This window comes from Streptomyces sp. NBC_00872, assembly GCF_045161915.1.
GTDB lineage: Bacteria > Actinomycetota > Actinomycetes > Streptomycetales > Streptomycetaceae > Streptomyces.
Genome location: NZ_CP108806.1, coordinates 4194004 through 4212919, shown reverse-complemented (window position 1 = coordinate 4212919; position 18916 = coordinate 4194004). Strand labels below are relative to the sequence as shown.

Sequence of the window (18916 nt, the reverse complement as noted above, 5' to 3'; positions counted from 1 at the left end):
GTGGGTGACAAACCGCAATGAATTCGTGACGTAGCGTTACGGACATGATCGAGCAAGCCGCGTCCTCGCCGTCCCAGGGTGAGAAACGGCTGCCCGTACGCGCGGATGCCGGGCGTTTCCTGATCCTCGCGGTGGTCTTCATCTGTGCCGCGTGCGGACTCGTGTACGAGCTGGAGCTGGTCGCGCTCGCCTCGTATCTGATCGGGGACTCCGTCACCCAGGCGTCCGTCGTCCTGTCGGTGATGGTCTTCGCGATGGGCGTCGGCTCGCTGCTCGCCAAGCGGCTGCGCTGCCGGGCGGCGGTCGGCTTCGGGCTGCTGGAGGCGGCGCTCGCGCTGCTGGGCGGCTGCTCGGCGCTGGTGCTGTACGGGAGTTTCATATGGATGGGCGAGTCCCGCTACGCCCTGGTCGGCTTCTCGCTGGCCATCGGCATCCTCATCGGCGCCGAGATCCCGCTGCTGATGACGCTGATACAGCGGTTCTCCCGGCAGAGCGCGGAGGGGACGGTCGCCGATCTGTTCGCCGCCGACTATGTGGGCGCGCTGGTCGGCGGGCTCGCCTTCCCGTTTCTGCTGCTGCCCTGGCTCGGACAGCTCACGGGCGCGCTGCTGACGGGCGCGGTCAACGCGGTGGCGGGCGGCGCCCTGGTCCTGTGGCTCTTCCGGCGGGATCTGACACCGCGTTCGCGCTGGCTGCTGGTGGCCGTCAATGTCCTGGTCCTGTCGGTGCTGGCCACCGCGGCCGTGCTGGTCGACGACTTCGAGCGGGCGGCGCGGCGCGCGGTCTACGGCGACCAGGTGCGGGTCGCCGTCCATACGGACGTCCAGGAGGTCGTGCTCACCGGCGGCCGGTACGGACCGCTGGATCTCTATCTGGACGGGCGGCTGCGGGTCAGCGGGCGTGACGAGTTCCGCTATCACGAGGCCCTGGTGCACCCCGCGATGCGCGGGCCGCACGCGCGCGTGCTGATCCTGGGCGGGGGCGACGGACTGGCCGCGCGCGAGGTCCTGCGGTACGGGGACGTGCGCGCGGTCACCGTGGTCGAGCTGGACCCCGGGGTCGTCCGGCTGGCCCGTACGGATCCGGCGCTGGCCGCGCTGAACGGGCACGCGTACGACGATCCACGGCTGCGGGCCGTCTACGCGGACGCGTTCACCTGGCTGCGGGAGGCCCCGCGGCGGACCTATGACGTGGTGATCTCGGATCTGCCGAACCCGGGCATCACGGCCAGCACGAAGCTGTACTCGGAGGAGTTCTACGGTCTGGCCACCCAGGTGCTCACGGACCGCGGCCGGCTGGCGGTGCACGCCGGGTCGCCCACGGCCCAGCCGCGTACGTACTGGACGGTCGACGCGACACTGCGCGCGGCCGGTTTCGGCACCACTCCCTACAGCGCGACGGGCTCGCCCTCCGGTTTCACCGCGGGACCCGACCGGGTGAAGGACGGCACGCCCGCCCTGTCCGACTGGGGCTTCGAGCTGGCCGAGCTGGGAAGCCGTCCGAGACTGGGCCTCGCGGTGGACGCGCCCCGGCTGCGGTCCCTGGGAATACCGCTGCTGGCGGCCGGCGCACGGGGGGTCGAACGCACACGGATACCGGATCTGCCGCCGTCGACGCTGGTGCATCCGCGGTACATGGAGTGAGAGGTGCACGGAGTGAAAGCGGGTGGTGAGGTGTGCGATGGGACGGGTGGAGCGGTGTGCGGTGCGGTGTGGCGCGCTGTGGTGAGGCATGTGGCGGGGCGGCGAATCCGCCCCGGACGGAGCCTAGGTCTGTCCGGTGGGCAGCTTCCGGCGCCCGGTCTGAGTAGGCTCGGTTTCCATGGAGCATGAGGTGTTCGTTCCGGTGGTGGCAGAGGCTCTCCGGCAGACGCTGAGGGACCCCTCGCGGGTGGCCCGCTGTGTCCCGGGGCTCCAACAGGACGCGGACGAGTCGGCGGGGCCGCTCTCCGGTCGTCTCAAGGTCCGGATCGGCGGCCATACGATCACCTATCGGGGCACGCTGACGCTCGCCGAACGGGACGGCGTCTTCACCGCCGAGGGTGAGGGCGCGGAGGCCCGTGGCACGGGCTCCGCCAAGCTGACGCTCGCGCTCCGGCTCACGGAGGCAGCGGACGGCACGACGCTCACCTTCACGGGTGGATCACGCGTGGAAGGCCGGCTGGCGGAATTGCCCGGAGAGACGGTGACGGCGGCGGCGCACCGGCTGCTGGACCGCTTCGCGGCGCGGCTGGGCGAGGTGTCGGTCCCACCGGAGACACCGGAGACACCCGAGGCGTCGAAGGCGCCGGAGACAGAGGACACCTCTGGGGTGGACACCTCCGGGGTCATGAAGGCCGCCGACACCGACCGGGAGCCGGGCAGCGCCGATGGACCGGACGCCGTCGAACCGGACGATGTCGTCGACCAGAAGGACAGTGTCGCCGAGGAACTCGAAGACGACCTGGACGACGACGAGCTCACGGACGACGAACGCACGGACGACGAGCTGGACGACGACGAACTGGACGCCTCCTCCTTCGAGGTGGACGTACCGCCGTCGTCCCTCGACGGGGAGACCATCTCCGGTGAAGGGGACTTCCTCGTTCCCGACGAGCCGCCCGCCGAGGCCGCGCACGCGCGGCGCACCATGATCGGCCGCAGCGCCGAGGAGGTCGACCACGCGCCGCCGCGCGGACGGTACGCGCCCGTGCCCGCCCCCGACTCCGGCAGCGCGGGTGCCACGCTCCGGTGGGTCGCGCCGGCCGCCGCACTCGCGCTCGCCTCCGCCGTGGTGGTCGGACGCGCACTGCGCCGCCGCAAGTAGTGTCGGGGTGTGAGTAGCAGCGAAGAGAGCATCCGACTGGCGGCGGGCGACGCCGAGTTGACCATCACTCCGGAGAACGGCTGCCGGATCAGCAGTCTGCGGATCGGCGGGACGGAACTGCTGCGCCAGGGCGCGCGGTACGGCTGCTTCCCGATGGTGCCGTGGTGCGGGCGGATCGAGAACGGACAGTTCCGCAACGGCGGTGTGGTCCATCAGATGCCCCTCAACTCCCCGCCCCACGCCATCCACGGCACCGGCCGGAACACGGCCTGGCGCACGGCCCGGGTCGGTGGGAGTGAGGCGGCGTTCACCTATGACCTCGTCGACCCCTGGCCGTACAGCGGCCGGGTCACCCAGACCTTCGAGCTGACCGAGGACGGGCTGTCGCTCGCGCTGGGGGTGGAGACGTACGACACGTCCTTCCCGGCCCAGGCCGGCTGGCACCCCTGGTTCCTGCGCAATCTGGGCGGGAGCGACGCGCGTATCGACTTCGACCCCGCCTGGCAGGAGGAGCGCGGCAGCGACCATCTGCCCACCGGCCACCGGGTGACACCGCGCCCCGGCCCCTGGGACGACTGCTTCGGGATGCCCGACGGTGTGGACGTCACGCTCACCTGGCCGGACGAGCTGGAGCTGAAGGTCACGAGCCGGACGGAGTGGGTCGTGGTCTACGACGAGCAGGCCGAGGCGGTCTGTGTGGAACCGCAGTCGGGCCCGCCGAACGGGCTCAACACCCTGCCCCGGCTGGTCACCCCCGTCGAGCCGCTGGAGATCACGGCGAACTGGAACTGGCGGCGGCTCTGACGGCCCGGAGTACGGCCGGGGTACGGCTCGGGGCGGGCGCCGGTGACCGCATAAGCTCATCGCCATGACTGACGCACGGGCTGAGCTGCTGCAACTGATCAAGGACAAGGCCGTGGTCCACGGCAAGGTCATCCTCTCCTCGGGCCGTGAGGCCGACTGGTATATCGACCTTCGCCGGATCACCCTGGACGGTCATGCCGCGCCACTGGTCGGTCAGGTCATGCTCGACACCACCGCCGAGCTGGACTTCGACTGTGTGGGCGGGCTGACGCTGGGCGCCGACCCGGTGGCGACGGCGATGCTGCATGCCTCGGCCGCGCGCGGTGAGCGACTGGACGCGTTTGTCGTCCGTAAGGCGCAGAAGGCGCACGGTCTTCAGCGCCGGATCGAGGGCACGGAGGTGAAGGGCCGCCGCTGTCTGGTGGTCGAGGACACCTCGACCACCGGCGGTTCCCCGCTGACGGCTGTCGAGGCGGTACGTGAGGCCGGCGGCGAGGTCGTCGCGGTCGCGGTCATCGTGGAGCGGGGCGCGGCTCCTGTGATCGCCGAGGCGGGGCTTCCGTATATCCGTGTCTATGGGCTGGATGAGCTGGGTCTGGCCTGAGGGCCTGTGGGCCGGGTCCGACCCGACCCGACCCGACCCGACCTGGCCCGGCCCGGCCCGGCCCGGTCCGGTCCGGTCTGAGGCCGGGGTCCCTGTGACATCGAGGTCCTGGCGCCGCACAAGCGGCTAAGCGGCTCTGAGCTGGGCATTCCACGCGGCCCTGGCTGTTTCACGTGAAACAGCCAGGGCCGCGCCGCTATGGGGAAGGACTCCGGACGCGACACCTGGCGTACGGCGGATGTGGTGCTCCGGGTGGAGCCCGTACCGGAGTCTGGAAGGATGGGGGAGACGATGACGTCGCCCCCAGGTCAGGGACCCCAGTCAGGGACAAGCACCTCACACCCGCACATCACAAGGAGCGGCCCGATGCCCATCGCAACCCCCGAGGTCTACGCCGAGATGCTCGACCGGGCGAAGGCAGGCAAGTTCGCCTACCCGGCCATCAATGTGACCTCGTCCCAGACCCTGCACGCTGCGCTGCGCGGCTTCGCGGAGGCCGAGAGCGACGGCATCATCCAGATGTCCACCGGCGGTGCGGAGTTCCTGGGTGGTCAGTACAACAAGGACATGGTGACCGGCGCGGTCGCCCTCGCCGAGTTCGCGCACGTGGTCGCCGCGAAGTACGACATCACGGTCGCGCTGCACACCGACCACTGCCCCAAGGACAAGCTCGACGCCTATGTCCGTCCGCTGATCGACATCTCCGCCGAGCGGGTGCGGGCCGGACGCAACCCGCTCTTCCAGTCGCACATGTGGGACGGTTCCGCCGAGACGCTGGCCGACAACCTGGCCATCGGTGAGGAACTGCTCGCCAAGGCCGCCGCCGCCAAGATCATCCTTGAGGTCGAGATCACCCCGACCGGTGGCGAGGAGGACGGCGTCAGCCACGAGATCAACGACGAGCTGTACACGACGGTCGAGGACGCGCTGCGCACCGCCGAGGCGCTCGGTCTGGGCGAGAAGGGCCGTTATCTGCTGGCCGCGTCCTTCGGCAATGTCCATGGCGTCTACAAGCCGGGCAATGTGGTGCTCCGTCCCGAGCTGCTCAAGGACCTTCAGGAGGGTGTGGCCGCCAAGTACGGGAAGGCCGCCGGCAGCCAGCCGTTCGACTTCGTCTTCCACGGCGGCTCCGGGTCCAGCGCCGAGGAGATCGCCACGGCGCTGGAGAACGGCATCGTGAAGATGAACCTGGACACGGACACCCAGTACGCCTTCACGCGTCCGATCGCGGGGCACATGTTCACCAACTACGACGGTGTGCTGAAGGTCGACGGCGAGGTCGGCTCGAAGAAGACCTACGACCCGCGCACCTGGGGCAAGCTGGCCGAGGCGGGCATGGCCAAGCGTGTCACCGAGGCGTGCGGGGCGCTGCGCTCGACGGGCACGAAGCTCAAGTAGGCCGCGGCACAACCGGTAGCTCCCGCGCGCAGACTCCTGCGTGAACGCCCCGCGCGGAGACTCCCGTACGAAGGCCGTGCTCGGGCCCGGCACCTTTCCCGGTGCCGGGCCCGAGTCATGCCGCCCCGTGGAGATTTCGTCGGCCGGGTCGCTTGTGGGCTCCGGGGCGAGGATGATCCCCGTATGGAGATCAGGCTGTCCTCGGCCCAGGGCCGCTGGATCATTCTGACGACGGTGCTCGGTTCGAGCATGGCCCTGCTCGATTCCACCGTCGTCAATGTCGCGCTGCCCCATATCGGGAGGTCGCTCAACGCGGATCTGGCATCGCTTCAGTGGACCGTCAACGCGTACATGGTCACGCTGGCCGGGCTGATCCTGCTGGGCGGGTCGCTCGGCGACCGGTACGGGCGGCGGAAGATCTTCGTACTCGGAGTGGTCTGGTTCGCGCTCGGCTCGCTGCTCTGCGGGATCGCGCCGAATGCCGCCATCCTGATCGTCGCGCGCGCCTTGCAGGGGATCGGCGGCGCGCTGCTCGTACCGGGCTCGCTCGCGATCATCCAGGCGAGCTTCCATCCGGACGACCGGGCACGGGCGGTCGGGCTCTGGTCCGGGCTCGGCGGGGTCGGGGCCGCGATCGGCCCGTTCGTGGGCGGCTGGCTGGTCGACGGTCCGGGCTGGCGCTGGGTGTTTCTGCTGAATGTGCCGCTGGCGGCGATCTGTGCGCCGGTGGCGCTGCGGCATGTACCGGAGTCCAGGGACCCGGCGGCGCACGGCCGGTTCGATGTGCTGGGCGCGGTGCTCGGCGCGGTGGGGCTGGCGTTGATCACCTACGCGCTGATCGGCAAGGACATCTGGTCCGGGCTGATCGGGGTGGGGGTCGCCGTGGCGTTCGTGACGGTCGAGCGGCGTCGTCCGGAACCGATGCTGCCGCCGTCGATCTTCCGCTCCCGGCAGTTCACCGCGGTCAATCTGGTGACGCTGTGCGTGTACGCGGCGTTCGGCGGTTTCTTCTTCCTCGCCGCGCTCCAACTCCAGGTGGTGGTGGGGTACTCGGCGCTCGGCGCGGGGGCGGCCCTGCTGCCGACGACGATCCTGATGCTGCTGTTCTCCGCGCGCTCAGGGGCGCTGGGGGAGAAGACAGGGCCGCGGCTTCCGCTCACCGTGGGACCGCTGCTGTGCGCCGGGGGCATGCTGCTGATGCTGCGTGTGGACCGGGGCGCCTCATACCTTCCGGATGTGCTGCCCGCGCTGCTGGTGATGGGGCTGGGCATGGTGACCCTGGTCGCGCCGCTGACGGCGACGGTCCTGGGCTCCGTGGACACCGCGCGGGCTGGTCTGGCCAGCGGTATCAACAACGCGGCGGCCCGCGCGGCCGGCCTTCTCGCGGTGGCGGCCCTGCCCCTGCTGACGGGCATGGGCCCGGAGGCGTACCGCTCGGCGACCCAGTTCGGCGACACCTTCCGCCGCGCGATGCCGATCTGCGCGGGCATCCTGGTCGTGGGCGCGCTGATCGCCCTGGCGACGGTACGGAACCCGAAAACGGCCGGCGAGCAGCCCGAATGCAAGGTCCACTGCGGTCTGACGGCACCCCCGCTGGAACCGAGGACGCTGGGACGCCCCGCCGACGGAGGGACCACGGACCGCCCGGCGACGGAGGGGTGACGCGGCAAGGCAGACTGTACGTATGGCCATCCATAAAGACCTTCTGGGGGGACCGCCTCCCACTCAGCTTCCTGATGATCCCGAGCCGCGTGAGCTGCTTGCCAACGGGACGCCGCCCGCCGAGGTCGCCGCGAAGTATCCGGCGTCGTCGCTGGCCTGGGCGCAGCTCGCCGACGGCGCGTTCGAGAACGGCCGGGTCGTCGAGTCGTACGCGTACGCCAGGACCGGTTACCACCGCGGGCTCGACTCCCTGCGCCGCAACGGCTGGAAGGGGCACGGTCCCGTGCCGTGGGAGCACGAGCCGAACCGTGGCTTCCTCCGCGCGCTGCACGCGCTCGGACGGGCCGCGCAGGCGATCGGTGAGCAGGAGGAGTACGAGCGCTGCTCCACCTTCCTGCGCGACTCCTCGCCGCTGGCGGCCGACACCCTCGGCTGAGCCGGGGGCCGGCGCCCTCGGCCGACAGTGGCGGACACCCTCGGCCGACAGGTGGCCGCGCGCCACGGCCGATACGCGGGCGAGACTCTCGGCCGGCAGGTGACCGACGTCCTCGGTCGGCAGGTGACCGACGTCCTCGGCCGGCAGGTGCCGACGTCTCGGTCGACAGGTGCCGCGCGCCATGTCCGCGTATGAAGTCATCCGGTTGAGAACGGAACCTTTCGAAGGCCCCGCCCGTCTGCCAGGGCGCGGGCCTTCGGTCGTCTGTACGATCGCACGCCCCGCGGATCCACCGTTCGCACCCGCCGGCCCGGGGCACTCCAGCCGTATCTCCCCTCGGCGCCGGTCTCACCAGGGGAGAAGTCCCGTCTTGGGCAAGCGCGCCATCACCCGTCGAGGCGGCCGTCGTGGCCGCAACCGCGGTCGCCGCGGCGACCGCCGCCGCCAGCTCGGTCCGCTGGCCCTCGGCGGGCTCGGCCTGGCGGGCGTGATCGTCCTCGGCGGCGCGGTCTTCGCGTTTCTGCCGGGCGGCGACGAAGGAGCCTCCACGGCCGGCGAGGTCGCCGACGTACTCGTGGACCCGTCCCGGACCGCGTCGGCGCCCCCGAAGCGCCCGTCCGCGTCGTCCTCGTCGCCCGCGCCCGGCGCCGGTTCCGGTGAGGCGAGCCCCTCCACGTCCGTGACGCCCTCCGCCCCCCGCTCCTCCGGCCCGCCCCCGCCGCCCCGTGTGCCCGCCTCAGGACCCGGCACCTTCACCACCGCGCGGACGGAGGGCGGCAGGGTCGGCTCGGGGCCGCTGCGCCGCTACCGGGTCCAGGTCGAGAAGGGGATCGACATATCCGCGGCGGAGGCCGCCGCCGAGATAGAGCGCATACTCGCCCACCCACGCGGCTGGGCCGCGCACGGCCGGGGCTCCTTCCAGCTCGTCTCCTCGAACGCCGACTTCGTCATCCGTATCGCCACCCCGGCGACCGCCGACCGGCTCTGTCTGGCCCAGGGGCTCAACACCCACGGCGAGCTGAACTGCGAGACCGTCGACGGAGTCGTGGTCAATCTGCGCCGCTGGGTGCTGGGATCGCCCACCTTCGACGGGCCGGCCGCCCACTACCGGCATCTGATCATCAACCACGAGGTCGGCCATGAGATCGGCCTGCGCCAGCACCTGGGCTGCTCGGGCCCCGGCCGGCTCGCGCCGGTGATGATGCAGCAGATCAAGGGGCTCGACGGCTGTGTGTCCAACGCCTGGCCGTACGACAAGAACGGGAAGTACATCACCGGGCCGACGGTCTGAGCGCTGACGGTCTGAGCGCCGGGAGTCCGTGAGCTGGGAGTCCGAGCGCCGGGAGTCCGAGCGACGACGGTACGAGCTGTCTGAGGGCTGACCGGCCTACGGGCTGACCGGGCTGAGGGCTTTCCGGCAGTGGTGCCGGGCCACCGGGTGGTGCCTCCAAGGCCCGAGCGAGGGCCCCGGCGAGCGGCCCCACGTCCGACCTCCTCCGCCCCTTGGCCTGACCCCGGGCGCGGGACCCGGATTATGATGCCGGGAGGGGACCGGGGCTCCGTAACCACACGGAAAGGGGCGGACCGCTACCCGGCAGCCATATCGAGGAGACAGCGATGTCGTACGCCCCCGATGCCCCCGGAGCCGGTTCGGAAGCCCCGAATCTCGACTTCGCGGGGACCACCCCGTACGAGGACTACGTCCAGGCCGACGTCCTCACCCACTTGCAGCACCTCCGCTCCGATGACCCCGGCGAGATGGTCTTCCTCGTCACCACCCAGGTCATGGAGCTGTGGTTCACCGTCATCGTCCATGAGTGGGAGACCGCGTCCCGCGCGCTGCGCGAGGACCGTACGCGCGTGGCGGTCGACGCGCTGAAGCGCTCCGTACGGGAGCTGGAGGCGCTCAACGCCTCCTGGCGGCCGCTCGCCCAGCTCACACCCGCGCAGTTCAACTCGTACCGCGGCGCGCTCGGCGAGGGCTCCGGCTTCCAGTCGGCGATGTACCGGCGGATGGAGTTCCTGCTCGGCGAGAAGTCCTCGTCGATGCTCGTCCCGCACCGCGGCGCCCCGCGGGTCCACGCGGAACTGGAGAAGGCGCTCCAGGAGCCCAGCCTGTACGACGAGGTCCTGCGGCTGCTCGCCCGGCGCGGGCTGCCGGTGCCGGCGGAGGTGCTCGACCGCGATCTCGCACGGCGGTACGAGCCGTCGCCCGCCGTCGAGGAGATCTGGGCCGGGATCTACGCGGACCCCGACCAGCACAGCGAACTGATCCGGCTCGGCGAGGCGCTGACGGACGTCGGTGAGCTGGTCTGGCGCTGGCGCAACGACCATCTGGTGGCGACCCGGCGCGCGATGGGCTCCAAGACCGGTACGGGCGGCTCCGCGGGCGTCGCCTGGCTGGAGAAGCGCGCGGCGAAGAACGTCTTCCCCGAGCTGTGGACGGCGCGCAGCCATGTCTGAGTCCGCGATGCACGAGTCCGCACCGGCAGGGTCCGCACCGGCCGAGCCCGCCGTGTCCGAGTCCACCGTGACGGAGTCCGCCATGTCCGAGTCCCTGGCCGCACCCGCCGAGTCCTCCGCCGCACCCGCCGAGTCCGCTGCCGCACCGGCCGAGTCCTCCGCCGTACCGGCCGGGCCCCTGGTCGCTGAGACCGGGTCCCCGGCCGTACGGGTCCGGTCCCTGGGCGCGCGGGCCGCCGCGCTGGACGCCGCCGATGAACTGGCCGGCCGGCGCGAGCTGTTCGCGCTCGACGACGACTCCGTCTATCTCGACGGCAACTCGCTGGGCGCGCTGCCCCGCCATGTCCCCGAGCGTCTCCAGGAGGTCGTCGGCCGTCAGTGGGGCGAGCTGCGGATCCGCTCCTGGACCGAGAGCGGCTGGTGGGAGGCGCCCGAGCGGATCGGCGACCGGATCGCGCCGCTCGTCGGCGCCGGTCCTGGCCGGATCGTGGTCGGCGACTCCACCAGCGTCAATGTCTTCAAGGCCGTGGTGGCGGCCGTACGGCTCGCGGGCCCCGGACGGGACGAGATCCTCGTCGACGCCACGACCTTTCCCACGGACGGGTACATGGCCCGCTCCGCGGCCCGGATGACCGGCAGCCGGATCGTGCCCGTCGCACCGGCGGAGCTGCCCGGCGCGCTCGGGCCGCGTACGGCCGTGGCGCTGGTCAACCATGTCGACTTCCGTTCCGGCCGGCTGCACGATCTGCCGGGGATCACCGCGGCCGTGCACGAGGCCGGGGCTCTCGCACTCTGGGACCTGTGCCACAGCGCGGGCGCGCTGCCGGTCGGACTGGACGAGCACGGTGTGGATCTCGCCGTGGGATGCACCTACAAGTATCTGAACGGCGGGCCAGGGGCACCTGCCTTCCTCTATGTGGCCGAGCGCCATCAGGACCGCTTCGACTCCCCGCTGCCCGGCTGGAACTCGCATGCCGATCCGTTCGCGATGACCGGGGACTTCGCGGCGGCGGAGGGAGCCGTACGGGGCCGGGTCGGCACCCCCGACATCCTCTCCATGCTGGCGCTGGAGGCGGCCCTCGACGTCTGGGCCGGGGTGACGGTGGAGGCGGTGCGCGAGAAGAGCCTCGCGCTCACGGACTTCTTCCTGGAGTGCGTGGAGGCGTACGCGCCGCCGGGCCGGGTCGCCTCGCTGACCCCCGCCGCCCATGCCGAACGCGGCAGCCAGGTCGCCCTGCGCTGCGCCGAGGCGCCGCTGGTCATGGAGACGCTGATCGCCCGGGGGATCGTCGGCGATCTGCGCAGACCGGACGTGCTGCGCTTCGGATTCACCCCGTTGTACGTCGGTTTCGCCGATACGGAACGGGCGGCGCGGGTGCTCGGGGAGGTCCTCCGCGAGGTCCCGGCGGGGCCGCTCGCGTAGCCCCCGGACCGGTGCGGGGGCCGGGGCGGGACCCGCACCGGGACTCGGGGTGTGATCGACCCCCTCCAGGGCTGATACCGTCCCCGCTGATCAGGTCAATTCGGCCCCCGTACCGAAAGGTTGGCGCAAGATGCCGGACCCCGCCGCGCACGATGCCGTCGCGCGTGACGCCGCAGAGACCGAGTCGGTCTTCGCCCATCCGGTCGTCCGGCCCGATGCCAGCGCCGCGTACGGCGACCACCCTGATCAGGTGATCGACTTCTACGCTCCCCGGGCCAACCAGGAGCGGGTGCCGCTCGTCGTCGTCCTGCACGGCGGCGCGTGGCGGGCGCCGTACGACCGCGGGCACCTCACCCCGTTCGCGGACTTCCTGGCCCGCCGGGGCTTCGCCGTCGCCAATGTCGAGTACCGGCGGGGTCCCGCGATTCCGCGGCAGGACGCCGGCGCCCCGGTCGCGGGACGGTGGCCGGAGACCTTCGACGACGTGGCCGCGGCGATGGACGCGCTGCCCGCGCTCGCCGCGGAGGCCCTCCCGCAGGCGGACGCCCGGCGGACGGTGGTCACCGGGCACTCGGCGGGAGGCCATCTCGCGCTCTGGGCGTCGGCCCGTCATGTGCTGCCCGAGGGCTCGCCCTGGCGGCTGCCGGAACCGCCGCCGCTGCGCGGAGTCGTCGCGCTGGCGCCGATCGCGGATCTGGTGCGGGCCGTGGAACTGGATGTGTGCGGCGGGGCGATCCATCAACTGCTCGGCGGCGAGGAGGAGTTCAAGCGCCGCAGGGAGAGCGCGGATCCGGCGGCGCTGCTGCCGACGGGGATCGCGACCGCCGTGGTGCAGGGCCGTACGGACCTCACCGTGCCCTACGCCGTCGCCGAGGAGTACGTGGCCGCGGCGGCCAGGGCGGGCGAGACGGTCGGGCTGACGCTGCTGGAGGACGTCGGCCATTTCCCGCTGATCGACCCGACGGCGGACGCGTGCGCGGTGGTGGCGGAGGAGATCGCCCAGCTCGCGTGGTGAGAGCGGCGGGAGCGCGTGGGCCCGGCGTGCACGCCGGGAGCGCGCTTCCGCGCCCGTAGCGTCCACCGCTTCACTGCTCCACCGCTCTGTCGCGCCCGCCGGACCTGCCCCGGCCGCGTACCGGCGACGCGCCTCGCGCGGTACGGCGGCGCGCGGCGCGTCCCGTACGGGCAGCCGACCGGCGCGACCGACCGATGCGGCGGCCCGGTCCGGCCGCGGGCGGTCCCGAGCCGCGTGGGCCGGGTGCGCGTGTCACGGGCCAGGGCGCCCCTGCGCCCGCCTGCGCCGCCCCCCTGCGCCCCGCGCCTGCCTCCCGCGCCCGCGCCTGCCTCCCGCGCCCGCGCCCGTGTCGTCCCGCGCGTGAGGCGTCGCACAACGCGGGTCGCGGTTCGCCGCTCCACGGCCGGTGGGAGCGTGTAGTACCTGCGACGGACGGAAAAGGATCCGCTTCCGTGGTGACGACCCCCTCCGCCCCTGCCCCTACCGTGGCAACGTGACCGAGACAGATACCGGGAAGACCCGGAGCCCCGAGTTCCGTCTGGCCGAGGGAGCGTTCAGCAGCCTGCGCCAGGACCTCTTCCACGATGCCTTCGCCTACCGCCCGCTGGCACCCATGCGGACGGACGGCCCGATCACCCGCCGGCTGCCGGGCCGGATACGTGAGCGCGCGGTCTGGACCCCGCACGCCGTGGTCGTGGCGGGTGCCCTGTTCGTCGCCTTCATCGGCTTCGTCGACGGCTCCCTGCGCGAGCTCCTGCCGGTGGTGCCGGTCGTGCTGACGCTGGTCAGGCCGGTCGGCGCCTGGTGGCTGGCCCTGGGGCTGTCCGCCGTGCTGAGCGTCCTCAGCTTCGGCCATCTGCCCTGGACCCCCAGCGGCTTCGCGGGCTATCTCCTGGTGATGACGGTGGTGGCGGCCCGTACCCGGCCGCGTGTCGCCGGGTGGATGTGGGTGGTCACGGCGGCGTACTCGCTGTTCGGTTCCGTCTTCCTCGACCGGTACGGGAACGGCGGCTCCAACGCCGCGCCCATGCTCTTCGTCTCCGCGCTCGTCCTGCTCACCGTGAGCATGCTGCATGTCCGCCGGGAGGCGGAGCAGGAGGTCGCAGCGCAGCAGAGCGTCACCGCCGTCGAACGAGACCGGCGCACGCTCCTGGAGGAGCGCACCACCATCGCCCGTGAGCTGCACGACGTGGTCGCGCACCATATGTCGGTGGTCGCGATCCAGGCCGAGGCGGCCCCGTACCGGGTGGAGAATCCGCCGCCCGAGCTGGAGCAGGCCTTTGTCACGATCCGGGAGAACGCCGTGGCCGCGCTGACCGAGCTGCGCCGCGTGCTCGGGGTCGTACGGGCCGAGGACTACCAGGCTCCCGACGCCCCGCAGCCCACCCTCGCCGATCTCGACGGGCTGCTCGGAAACGTCAGGGACGCCGGTCTGACCGTGGAGAAGACGGTCACCGGGGCGGTGCGCGAGCTGCCGCAGGGCGTGGAGCTGTCGGCGTACCGCATCGTGCAGGAGGCGCTGAGCAACGCGCTCCGGCACGCGCCGGGGTCGACCGCGACGGTCGAGATCGCCTATGTGCTCGGCGGTCTCGGTCTGCGGATCGTGAACACCGCGCCACGGGGCCTGGTCAAGCCGTCGCCCGGCGCCGGGCACGGCATCACCGGGATGCGGGAGCGGGTGTCCATGCTGAACGGCGAGATGACCGCGGACCTCACCGAGGACGGCGGCTACGAGGTCGCGGCCTTCATCCCGGTGGCAGTCGAGCGGGACGGCGAACGGGACGCGGAGCGGGACGGAAAGCGCGACGGGACACGCGACGTGAAGCGCGACGTGAAGCGCGACGGAAAGCGCGACGGGAAGCGGGCCTCGGAGCGGGACGGGGAAGCGGCATGACGATCCGGGTTCTGATCGTCGACGACCAGGTGATGGTCCGTGAGGGCTTCTCGGTGCTGCTGAACGCGATGCCGGACATCGAGGTCGTGGGCGAGGCCGTGAACGGCCGCGAGGCGGTCTCCCAGGTCGCGGCCCTGCGCCCCGACGTCGTGCTGATGGACATCCGTATGCCGGAGCTGAACGGCATCGAGGCGACCCGTGAGATCGTCACGGCGGACGCCGACGCGAAGGTGCTGGTGCTGACCACCTTCGACCTGGACGAGTACGTGTACCAGGCCCTGCGCGCCGGGGCCTCGGGCTTTCTGCTCAAGGACGCGTCCGCGCGGCAGCTCGCCGACGGCGTACGGGTCGTGGCCTCGGGCGAGGCGCTGCTCGCGCCGACCGTGACCCGGCGGCTGATCACGGAGTTCTCCAAGCTGGCGGAGGCCCCGAGGGCGCCCGCGATGGCCCGGATCGGGGATCTCACGGAGCGCGAGACGGAGGTGCTGGTCCTGATCGCCCAGGGTCTGTCCAACGCGGAGATCGCCGAGCACCTCGTGGTGGCGGAGTCCACGATCAAGACCCATGTCAGCCGCATCCTGGTGAAGCTGGGACTGCGGGACCGCACGCAGGCGGCGGTGTTCGCGTACGAGGCGCGGCTGGTCACCCCGGGATGAGCCCGAGCCGGGGCGAGCCCCCGAGCCGGGGCGAGCCTCCGGGCCGAGGTGAACCTTTGGGCGGAGGTGAGCCTCCGGGCGGAGGTGAGGCCGGAAGCCGGACCGGATGGCGTTGGGCGAGGCGGCACTGGGCCGGGGCGGCGCCGGGCCGAGGCGGCGAGTACCGCGCGCATCGCGCGGCGGCCCCCGCTCTGTCCACAGGCTGTGGACAGAGCGGGCCGGGCCTATCACGTCGCTCAGGTCAGCAGGTCCCTGCGCCGCAGGCCCGCCAGGCCCGCCGCCGTCAGTGCCGCCGCGACCGCGGTCAGTACGAGGACCGGGGGCCAGGTCATCTCCGCGCCCGGGAGCTTGGGCAGATGGCCGAACGGCGACAGGTTCATCGCCCACCGCGGGAGATCGAGCGCCGGGCCGAGCCAGCCCAGGGCCAGGGCGAGCCCCGCGACCGCCCAGCCTGCCACGGCCGCCCGGGGGAAGACGCCGTACAGCAGGACCACCAGCGCGCCCAGCACCCAGATCGCGGGAATCTGTACGAGCGAGGCGCCGAGGATTCCCGGCAGGTCCTGGCCGTATCCGAGGGACAGGCCGAGACCGCCCAGGAGCATGATCAGGACGGCTCCGCCGAAGGCGATCAGCAGATGGCCCGCCGCCCAGCGCAGCCTGCCGACCGGACCCGCCAGCACCGGTTCCGCGCGCCCGCCGGTCTCCTCGCCGTACAGCCGGAGCACCGAGGAGACCACGTACAGCGCCGCGACCATGCCGAGCATGCCGGTCATCGCGGCGAGGAACGAGTCGGTCAGCCCCTGTCGGCCGCCCATGCGCTCGAAGATCTCCCTGGCCTGCTCGTTGTCACCGACCAGTTCCGCGGCGCCGCCGGTGATGGACCCGAAGATGAGCCCGGCGAGCAGAAAACCGGCTCCCCAGCCGAGGACACCGCCGCGCTGGAGCCGCCACGCGAGCGCGCCCGCCGTGCCGAGCCCGCCGTGCGCCGGTCCGGGCCGGGCGGGCAGGAAGCTCATCCCGATGTCGCGCCGGCCCGCGAGCGTGTACGCGATGACGGCCTGCACGGCGATCGAGCCGAGCGGGATCAGCAGCACCCACCACCGCTCGTCGGCGAACGCGCGGACGTTCTCGGCCCAGCCGAGCGGGGAGAGCCAGGTCAGGACGGAGGAGCCGGAGTCGCCCGCGGCGTCGCCCGCGGCCTTGAGCACATAGGCGGCGCCGATGACCCCGGCCGTCATCCCCTTCGCGAGACGCGCGTTCTCGGTGATCTGCGCGGCGATGGCGGCGGTGCAGGCGAAGAGCATGCCGACGGCCGCGGTGGCGAGACCGAGCGCCAGCGCGCCGGCGAACTGCCCGTCGCCGCCCCCGGCGCCGGGACCGCCCCCGGGACCGCCTCCCGTCCCGTCCGTGGTCCTGGCGTAGTTGGCGACCACCGCGGTGATCACCAGGGCCAGCGCGGCATTGGCGGTCAGCGCCGTGAGCAGGGCGGCGGTCAGCGGTGCCCGGCGGCCGACCATCGCCGAGGAGAGCATCTCCTGACAGCCGGTCTCCTCCTCCTCGCGGGTGTGCCGTACGACGACGACCAGGCTCATCACGGCGGCGAGCGCGGCCCCGAAGCCGACCATGCGCCAGCTCGTGAGCCCGCCGAGGGAGTCGCTGAAGACAGGGCCGTAGAGGGCGCGCACCGAACTGTTGGTGGTCATGGACCGTGCGACGTCGGCCCGCTCGGCGGCGGTGTCGTACAGCGCGGAGAAGGACTGTGCGACGGACATGAAGGAACCGCCGATGACGAGCACCCAGACCGGGATCATGATCCGGTCGCGGCGCAGCGCGAGCCTCAACAGCGCGCCGGTGCCCGCGAGTTGCCGGGAGCCGCTGGCACGGGTCACCGGTACGGCGACGGCGGTGGCGGTCATCGCGGCACCGCCGCGTCGGTCTCACCGGAGGTGGTGGAAGTGCCGGAAGTACTGGAAGTGGTGGGAGTGCCGGACGTCCCGTCGACGTCGGTGCCGTTGGTGCCGGCCGCGTCGGGGCCGGGGCCGGTGCCGGGGCCGTCGGGGCCGTCCGCCGCGTAGTGACGCAGGAACAGCTCCTCCAGCGTGGGCGGTGTGCTGGTCAGCGAGCGGATACCGGACTCGGAGAGCGAGCGCAGCACCGCGTCCAGCCGATCGGTGTCGACCTGGAGCCTGACCCGGTGCCCCTGGACGTCCAGGCCGTGGACGCCGGGGAGCCGGGCCAGTCCGCCGGGCGCGCCGACGAGTTCCGCGCTCACGCTCGTACGGGTCAGATGGCGCAGCTCGGAGAGCGAACCCGACTCGACCGTCACGCCCTTCCGGATGATGCTCACCCGGTCGCAGAGCGCCTCGACCTCGCTCAGCACATGGCTGGAGAGAAGCACGGTCGTGCCCCGCTCGCGCTCCTCCTCGACGCAGCTCTGGAAGACCTCCTCCATCAGCGGGTCGAGTCCGGAGGTCGGCTCGTCGAGGATCAGCAGATCCACGTCGGAGGCGAACGCGGCGACGAGCGCGACCTTCTGGCGGTTGCCCTTGGAGTACGTACGCCCCTTCTTGGTGGGGTCGAGCTCGAAGCGCTCGATCAGCTCGGCCCGCCGCGCCGGGTCGAGCCCGCCGCGCAGCCGCCCGTACAGGTCGATGACCTCTCCGCCCGAGAGGTTCCGCCACAGCGTGACATCGCCGGGTACGTAGGCCACGCGCCGGTGCAGTTCGACCGCGTCCTGCCACGGGTCGCGGCCCAGGAGCCGCGCCGCGCCCGAGTCGGGCCGCAGCAGCCCGAGCAGGACCCGGATGGCGGTGGACTTGCCCGCCCCGTTGGGACCGAGGAAGCCATGGACCTCACCGGTCTCGACGGCCAGGTCGAGGCCGTCCAGCGCATGCGTGCGGCCGAACGACTTGTGCAGTCCGGCGACGCTGATTGCCTTCGTCATGCTTCGGAAAGTACGCTACTTTCAGAAACTTGTGAAGTTAAGGAAGCGTAAAAAGGGTCACGTTAAGATCGGGAGAATCGGGAGCGCCGGGGCGGGCGCCGAGCACGGGAGACGATGGGGCGATGAGCAGCGAGAGCCGTGAGAGCCGCGAGAGCCGTGAGGACCGGGGAGGCCGTGAGGGCCGGGAGACCGGTGCGGGCGCTGCGGGCGGCGAGAGCGGTGCGGGCGGCGAGAGCGGCGACGCGCGGCCGGAGAGCGGTCCGCGGCGCGACGAGCAGGCCGTGTCCCGCTTCGTCGAGCGCTTCGCGGCCGAGATGACCGAGGCCGGGATGCAGCGCACGGCGTCCCGGGTGTTCGCGGCCCTGCTCGCCTCGGACGACGCGAGCATGACCTCCGCCGAGCTGAGCGAGCGGCTGAGCATCAGCCCCGCCGCGGTGTCCGGGGCGGTCCGCTATCTGACCCAGGTCAGCATGGTCAGCAGGGAGCGCGACCCGGGTTCGCGCCGTGACCGCTACCGGCTGCACAACCAGATCTGGTACGCCAGCCTCACCCAGCGGGACTCGGTGCTGACCCGCTGGGAGCAGGCCCTGCGCGAGGGCGTGGAGTCGCTCGGCAGGGACACCCCGGCGGGCGCGCGGGTCGCGGAGACCGTGGCCTTCTTCGAATTCCTCCAGAAGGAACTGCTGTCCCTGCTGGACCGCTGGAAGGAGCACCGGGAGACGCTGACGCCGAATCCGGGCAACGCCTCACGACGGCCGGAAGACGCCTGACGGCGGAAGACGCCTGACGGCGAACGATGCCTGACGGCGGAA

Annotated in this window: 16 protein-coding genes; 14 read left to right on the top strand and 2 right to left on the bottom strand. The window is 72.1% G+C overall.

Features of this window, described 5'->3' with window-relative positions; translation table 11 throughout:
• Positions 1 to 44 precede the first annotated feature (44 nt).
• From OG214_RS18025 to OG214_RS17965, 13 genes are all read left to right on the top strand, one after another.
• On the top strand, positions 45 to 1643 hold the full coding sequence (locus OG214_RS18025) for a polyamine aminopropyltransferase (RefSeq protein ID WP_405985290.1): 1599 nt from the start codon (positions 45 to 47) through the stop codon (positions 1641 to 1643).
• Positions 1644 to 1821: 178 nt separating this feature from the next.
• Complete coding sequence (locus OG214_RS18020) at positions 1822 to 2805, top strand: SRPBCC domain-containing protein (protein ID WP_405985289.1); 984 nt, start codon at positions 1822 to 1824, stop codon at positions 2803 to 2805.
• Positions 2806 to 2814: 9 nt separating this feature from the next.
• Positions 2815 to 3609 (top strand): aldose 1-epimerase, encoded by a 795-nt coding sequence (locus tag OG214_RS18015; RefSeq protein ID WP_363084589.1) that lies wholly within the window; start codon positions 2815 to 2817, stop codon positions 3607 to 3609.
• Positions 3610 to 3673: 64 nt separating this feature from the next.
• Entirely contained in the window at positions 3674 to 4213 is a 540-nt protein-coding gene (gene pyrE, locus OG214_RS18010) for an orotate phosphoribosyltransferase (RefSeq protein WP_365903412.1), read from the top strand.
• A gap of 366 nt (positions 4214 to 4579) precedes the next feature.
• Positions 4580 to 5611, top strand: coding sequence for a class II fructose-bisphosphate aldolase (gene fbaA / locus OG214_RS18005; protein ID WP_405985288.1), 1032 nt, complete (start codon positions 4580 to 4582; stop codon positions 5609 to 5611).
• Positions 5612 to 5794: 183 nt separating this feature from the next.
• Positions 5795 to 7273: an MFS transporter gene (locus tag OG214_RS18000; RefSeq protein ID WP_405985287.1), complete on the top strand. Its 1479-nt coding sequence runs from the start codon at positions 5795 to 5797 to the stop codon at positions 7271 to 7273.
• Between the two features lie 22 nt (positions 7274 to 7295).
• Positions 7296 to 7709 carry a DUF3151 domain-containing protein gene (locus tag OG214_RS17995; protein WP_365903415.1) on the top strand — a complete coding sequence of 138 codons (414 nt, stop codon included), beginning with the start codon at positions 7296 to 7298 and terminating at the stop codon, positions 7707 to 7709.
• A 370-nt stretch (positions 7710 to 8079) separates the two neighbouring features.
• Positions 8080 to 9000, top strand: a complete 921-nt coding sequence (locus OG214_RS17990; RefSeq protein ID WP_405985286.1) for a DUF3152 domain-containing protein — start codon at positions 8080 to 8082, stop codon at positions 8998 to 9000.
• A gap of 326 nt (positions 9001 to 9326) precedes the next feature.
• Positions 9327 to 10172, top strand: coding sequence for a tryptophan 2,3-dioxygenase family protein (locus OG214_RS17985; protein WP_365903417.1), 846 nt, complete (start codon positions 9327 to 9329; stop codon positions 10170 to 10172).
• Positions 10165 to 11595 carry a kynureninase gene (gene kynU / locus OG214_RS17980; protein WP_405985285.1) on the top strand — a complete coding sequence of 477 codons (1431 nt, stop codon included), beginning with the start codon at positions 10165 to 10167 and terminating at the stop codon, positions 11593 to 11595. The genes OG214_RS17985 and kynU overlap by 8 nt, the downstream gene beginning before the upstream one ends.
• Positions 11596 to 11725: 130 nt before the next feature.
• Positions 11726 to 12610, top strand: coding sequence for an alpha/beta hydrolase (locus OG214_RS17975; protein WP_365903419.1), 885 nt, complete (start codon positions 11726 to 11728; stop codon positions 12608 to 12610).
• 493 nt (positions 12611 to 13103) lie between these two features.
• On the top strand, positions 13104 to 14504 hold the full coding sequence (locus OG214_RS17970; RefSeq protein ID WP_405985284.1) for a histidine kinase: 1401 nt from the start codon (positions 13104 to 13106) through the stop codon (positions 14502 to 14504).
• A complete protein-coding gene (locus OG214_RS17965; RefSeq protein WP_363084410.1) occupies positions 14501 to 15160 on the top strand; it encodes a response regulator transcription factor in 660 nt (219 codons plus the stop codon). Before OG214_RS17970 ends, OG214_RS17965 begins: the two co-directional genes overlap by 4 nt.
• Positions 15161 to 15396: 236 nt before the next feature.
• On the opposite strand, the gene OG214_RS17960 is transcribed toward OG214_RS17965, so the two are convergent.
• On the bottom strand, positions 15397 to 17076 hold the full coding sequence (locus OG214_RS17960) for an ABC transporter permease (protein ID WP_405985283.1): 1680 nt from the start codon (positions 17074 to 17076) through the stop codon (positions 15397 to 15399).
• Positions 17073 to 18104, bottom strand: coding sequence for an ATP-binding cassette domain-containing protein (locus tag OG214_RS17955; protein ID WP_405985282.1), 1032 nt, complete (start codon positions 18102 to 18104; stop codon positions 17073 to 17075). Before OG214_RS17955 ends, OG214_RS17960 begins: the two co-directional genes overlap by 4 nt.
• 122 nt (positions 18105 to 18226) lie before the next feature.
• Between OG214_RS17955 and OG214_RS17950 the strand changes: the two genes are divergently transcribed.
• A complete protein-coding gene (locus tag OG214_RS17950) occupies positions 18227 to 18874 on the top strand; it encodes a GbsR/MarR family transcriptional regulator (protein WP_405985281.1) in 648 nt (215 codons plus the stop codon).
• Positions 18875 to 18916 lie beyond the last annotated feature (42 nt).

Excerpts from the sequence above, each read along its gene's own strand:
- OG214_RS17975 (WP_365903419.1), top strand. The coding sequence starts at position 11,726 with ATGCCGGACCCCGCCGCGCACGATGCCGTCGCGCGTGACGCCGCAGAG.
- pyrE (WP_365903412.1), top strand. The coding sequence starts at position 3,674 with ATGACTGACGCACGGGCTGAGCTGCTGCAACTGATCAAGGACAAGGCC.
- OG214_RS18020 (WP_405985289.1), top strand. The coding sequence starts at position 1,822 with ATGGAGCATGAGGTGTTCGTTCCGGTGGTGGCAGAGGCTCTCCGGCAG.
- OG214_RS17995 (WP_365903415.1), top strand. The coding sequence starts at position 7,296 with ATGGCCATCCATAAAGACCTTCTGGGGGGACCGCCTCCCACTCAGCTT.
- OG214_RS18000 (WP_405985287.1), top strand. The coding sequence starts at position 5,795 with ATGGAGATCAGGCTGTCCTCGGCCCAGGGCCGCTGGATCATTCTGACG.
- OG214_RS17985 (WP_365903417.1), top strand. The coding sequence starts at position 9,327 with ATGTCGTACGCCCCCGATGCCCCCGGAGCCGGTTCGGAAGCCCCGAAT.
- OG214_RS17965 (WP_363084410.1), top strand. The coding sequence starts at position 14,501 with ATGACGATCCGGGTTCTGATCGTCGACGACCAGGTGATGGTCCGTGAG.
- OG214_RS17955 (WP_405985282.1), bottom strand. The coding sequence starts at position 18,104 with ATGACGAAGGCAATCAGCGTCGCCGGACTGCACAAGTCGTTCGGCCGC.
- OG214_RS18025 (WP_405985290.1), top strand. The coding sequence starts at position 45 with ATGATCGAGCAAGCCGCGTCCTCGCCGTCCCAGGGTGAGAAACGGCTG.
- fbaA (WP_405985288.1), top strand. The coding sequence starts at position 4,580 with ATGCCCATCGCAACCCCCGAGGTCTACGCCGAGATGCTCGACCGGGCG.
- OG214_RS17950 (WP_405985281.1), top strand. The coding sequence starts at position 18,227 with ATGAGCAGCGAGAGCCGTGAGAGCCGCGAGAGCCGTGAGGACCGGGGA.
- kynU (WP_405985285.1), top strand. The coding sequence starts at position 10,165 with ATGTCTGAGTCCGCGATGCACGAGTCCGCACCGGCAGGGTCCGCACCG.
- OG214_RS17960 (WP_405985283.1), bottom strand. The coding sequence starts at position 17,076 with ATGACCGCCACCGCCGTCGCCGTACCGGTGACCCGTGCCAGCGGCTCC.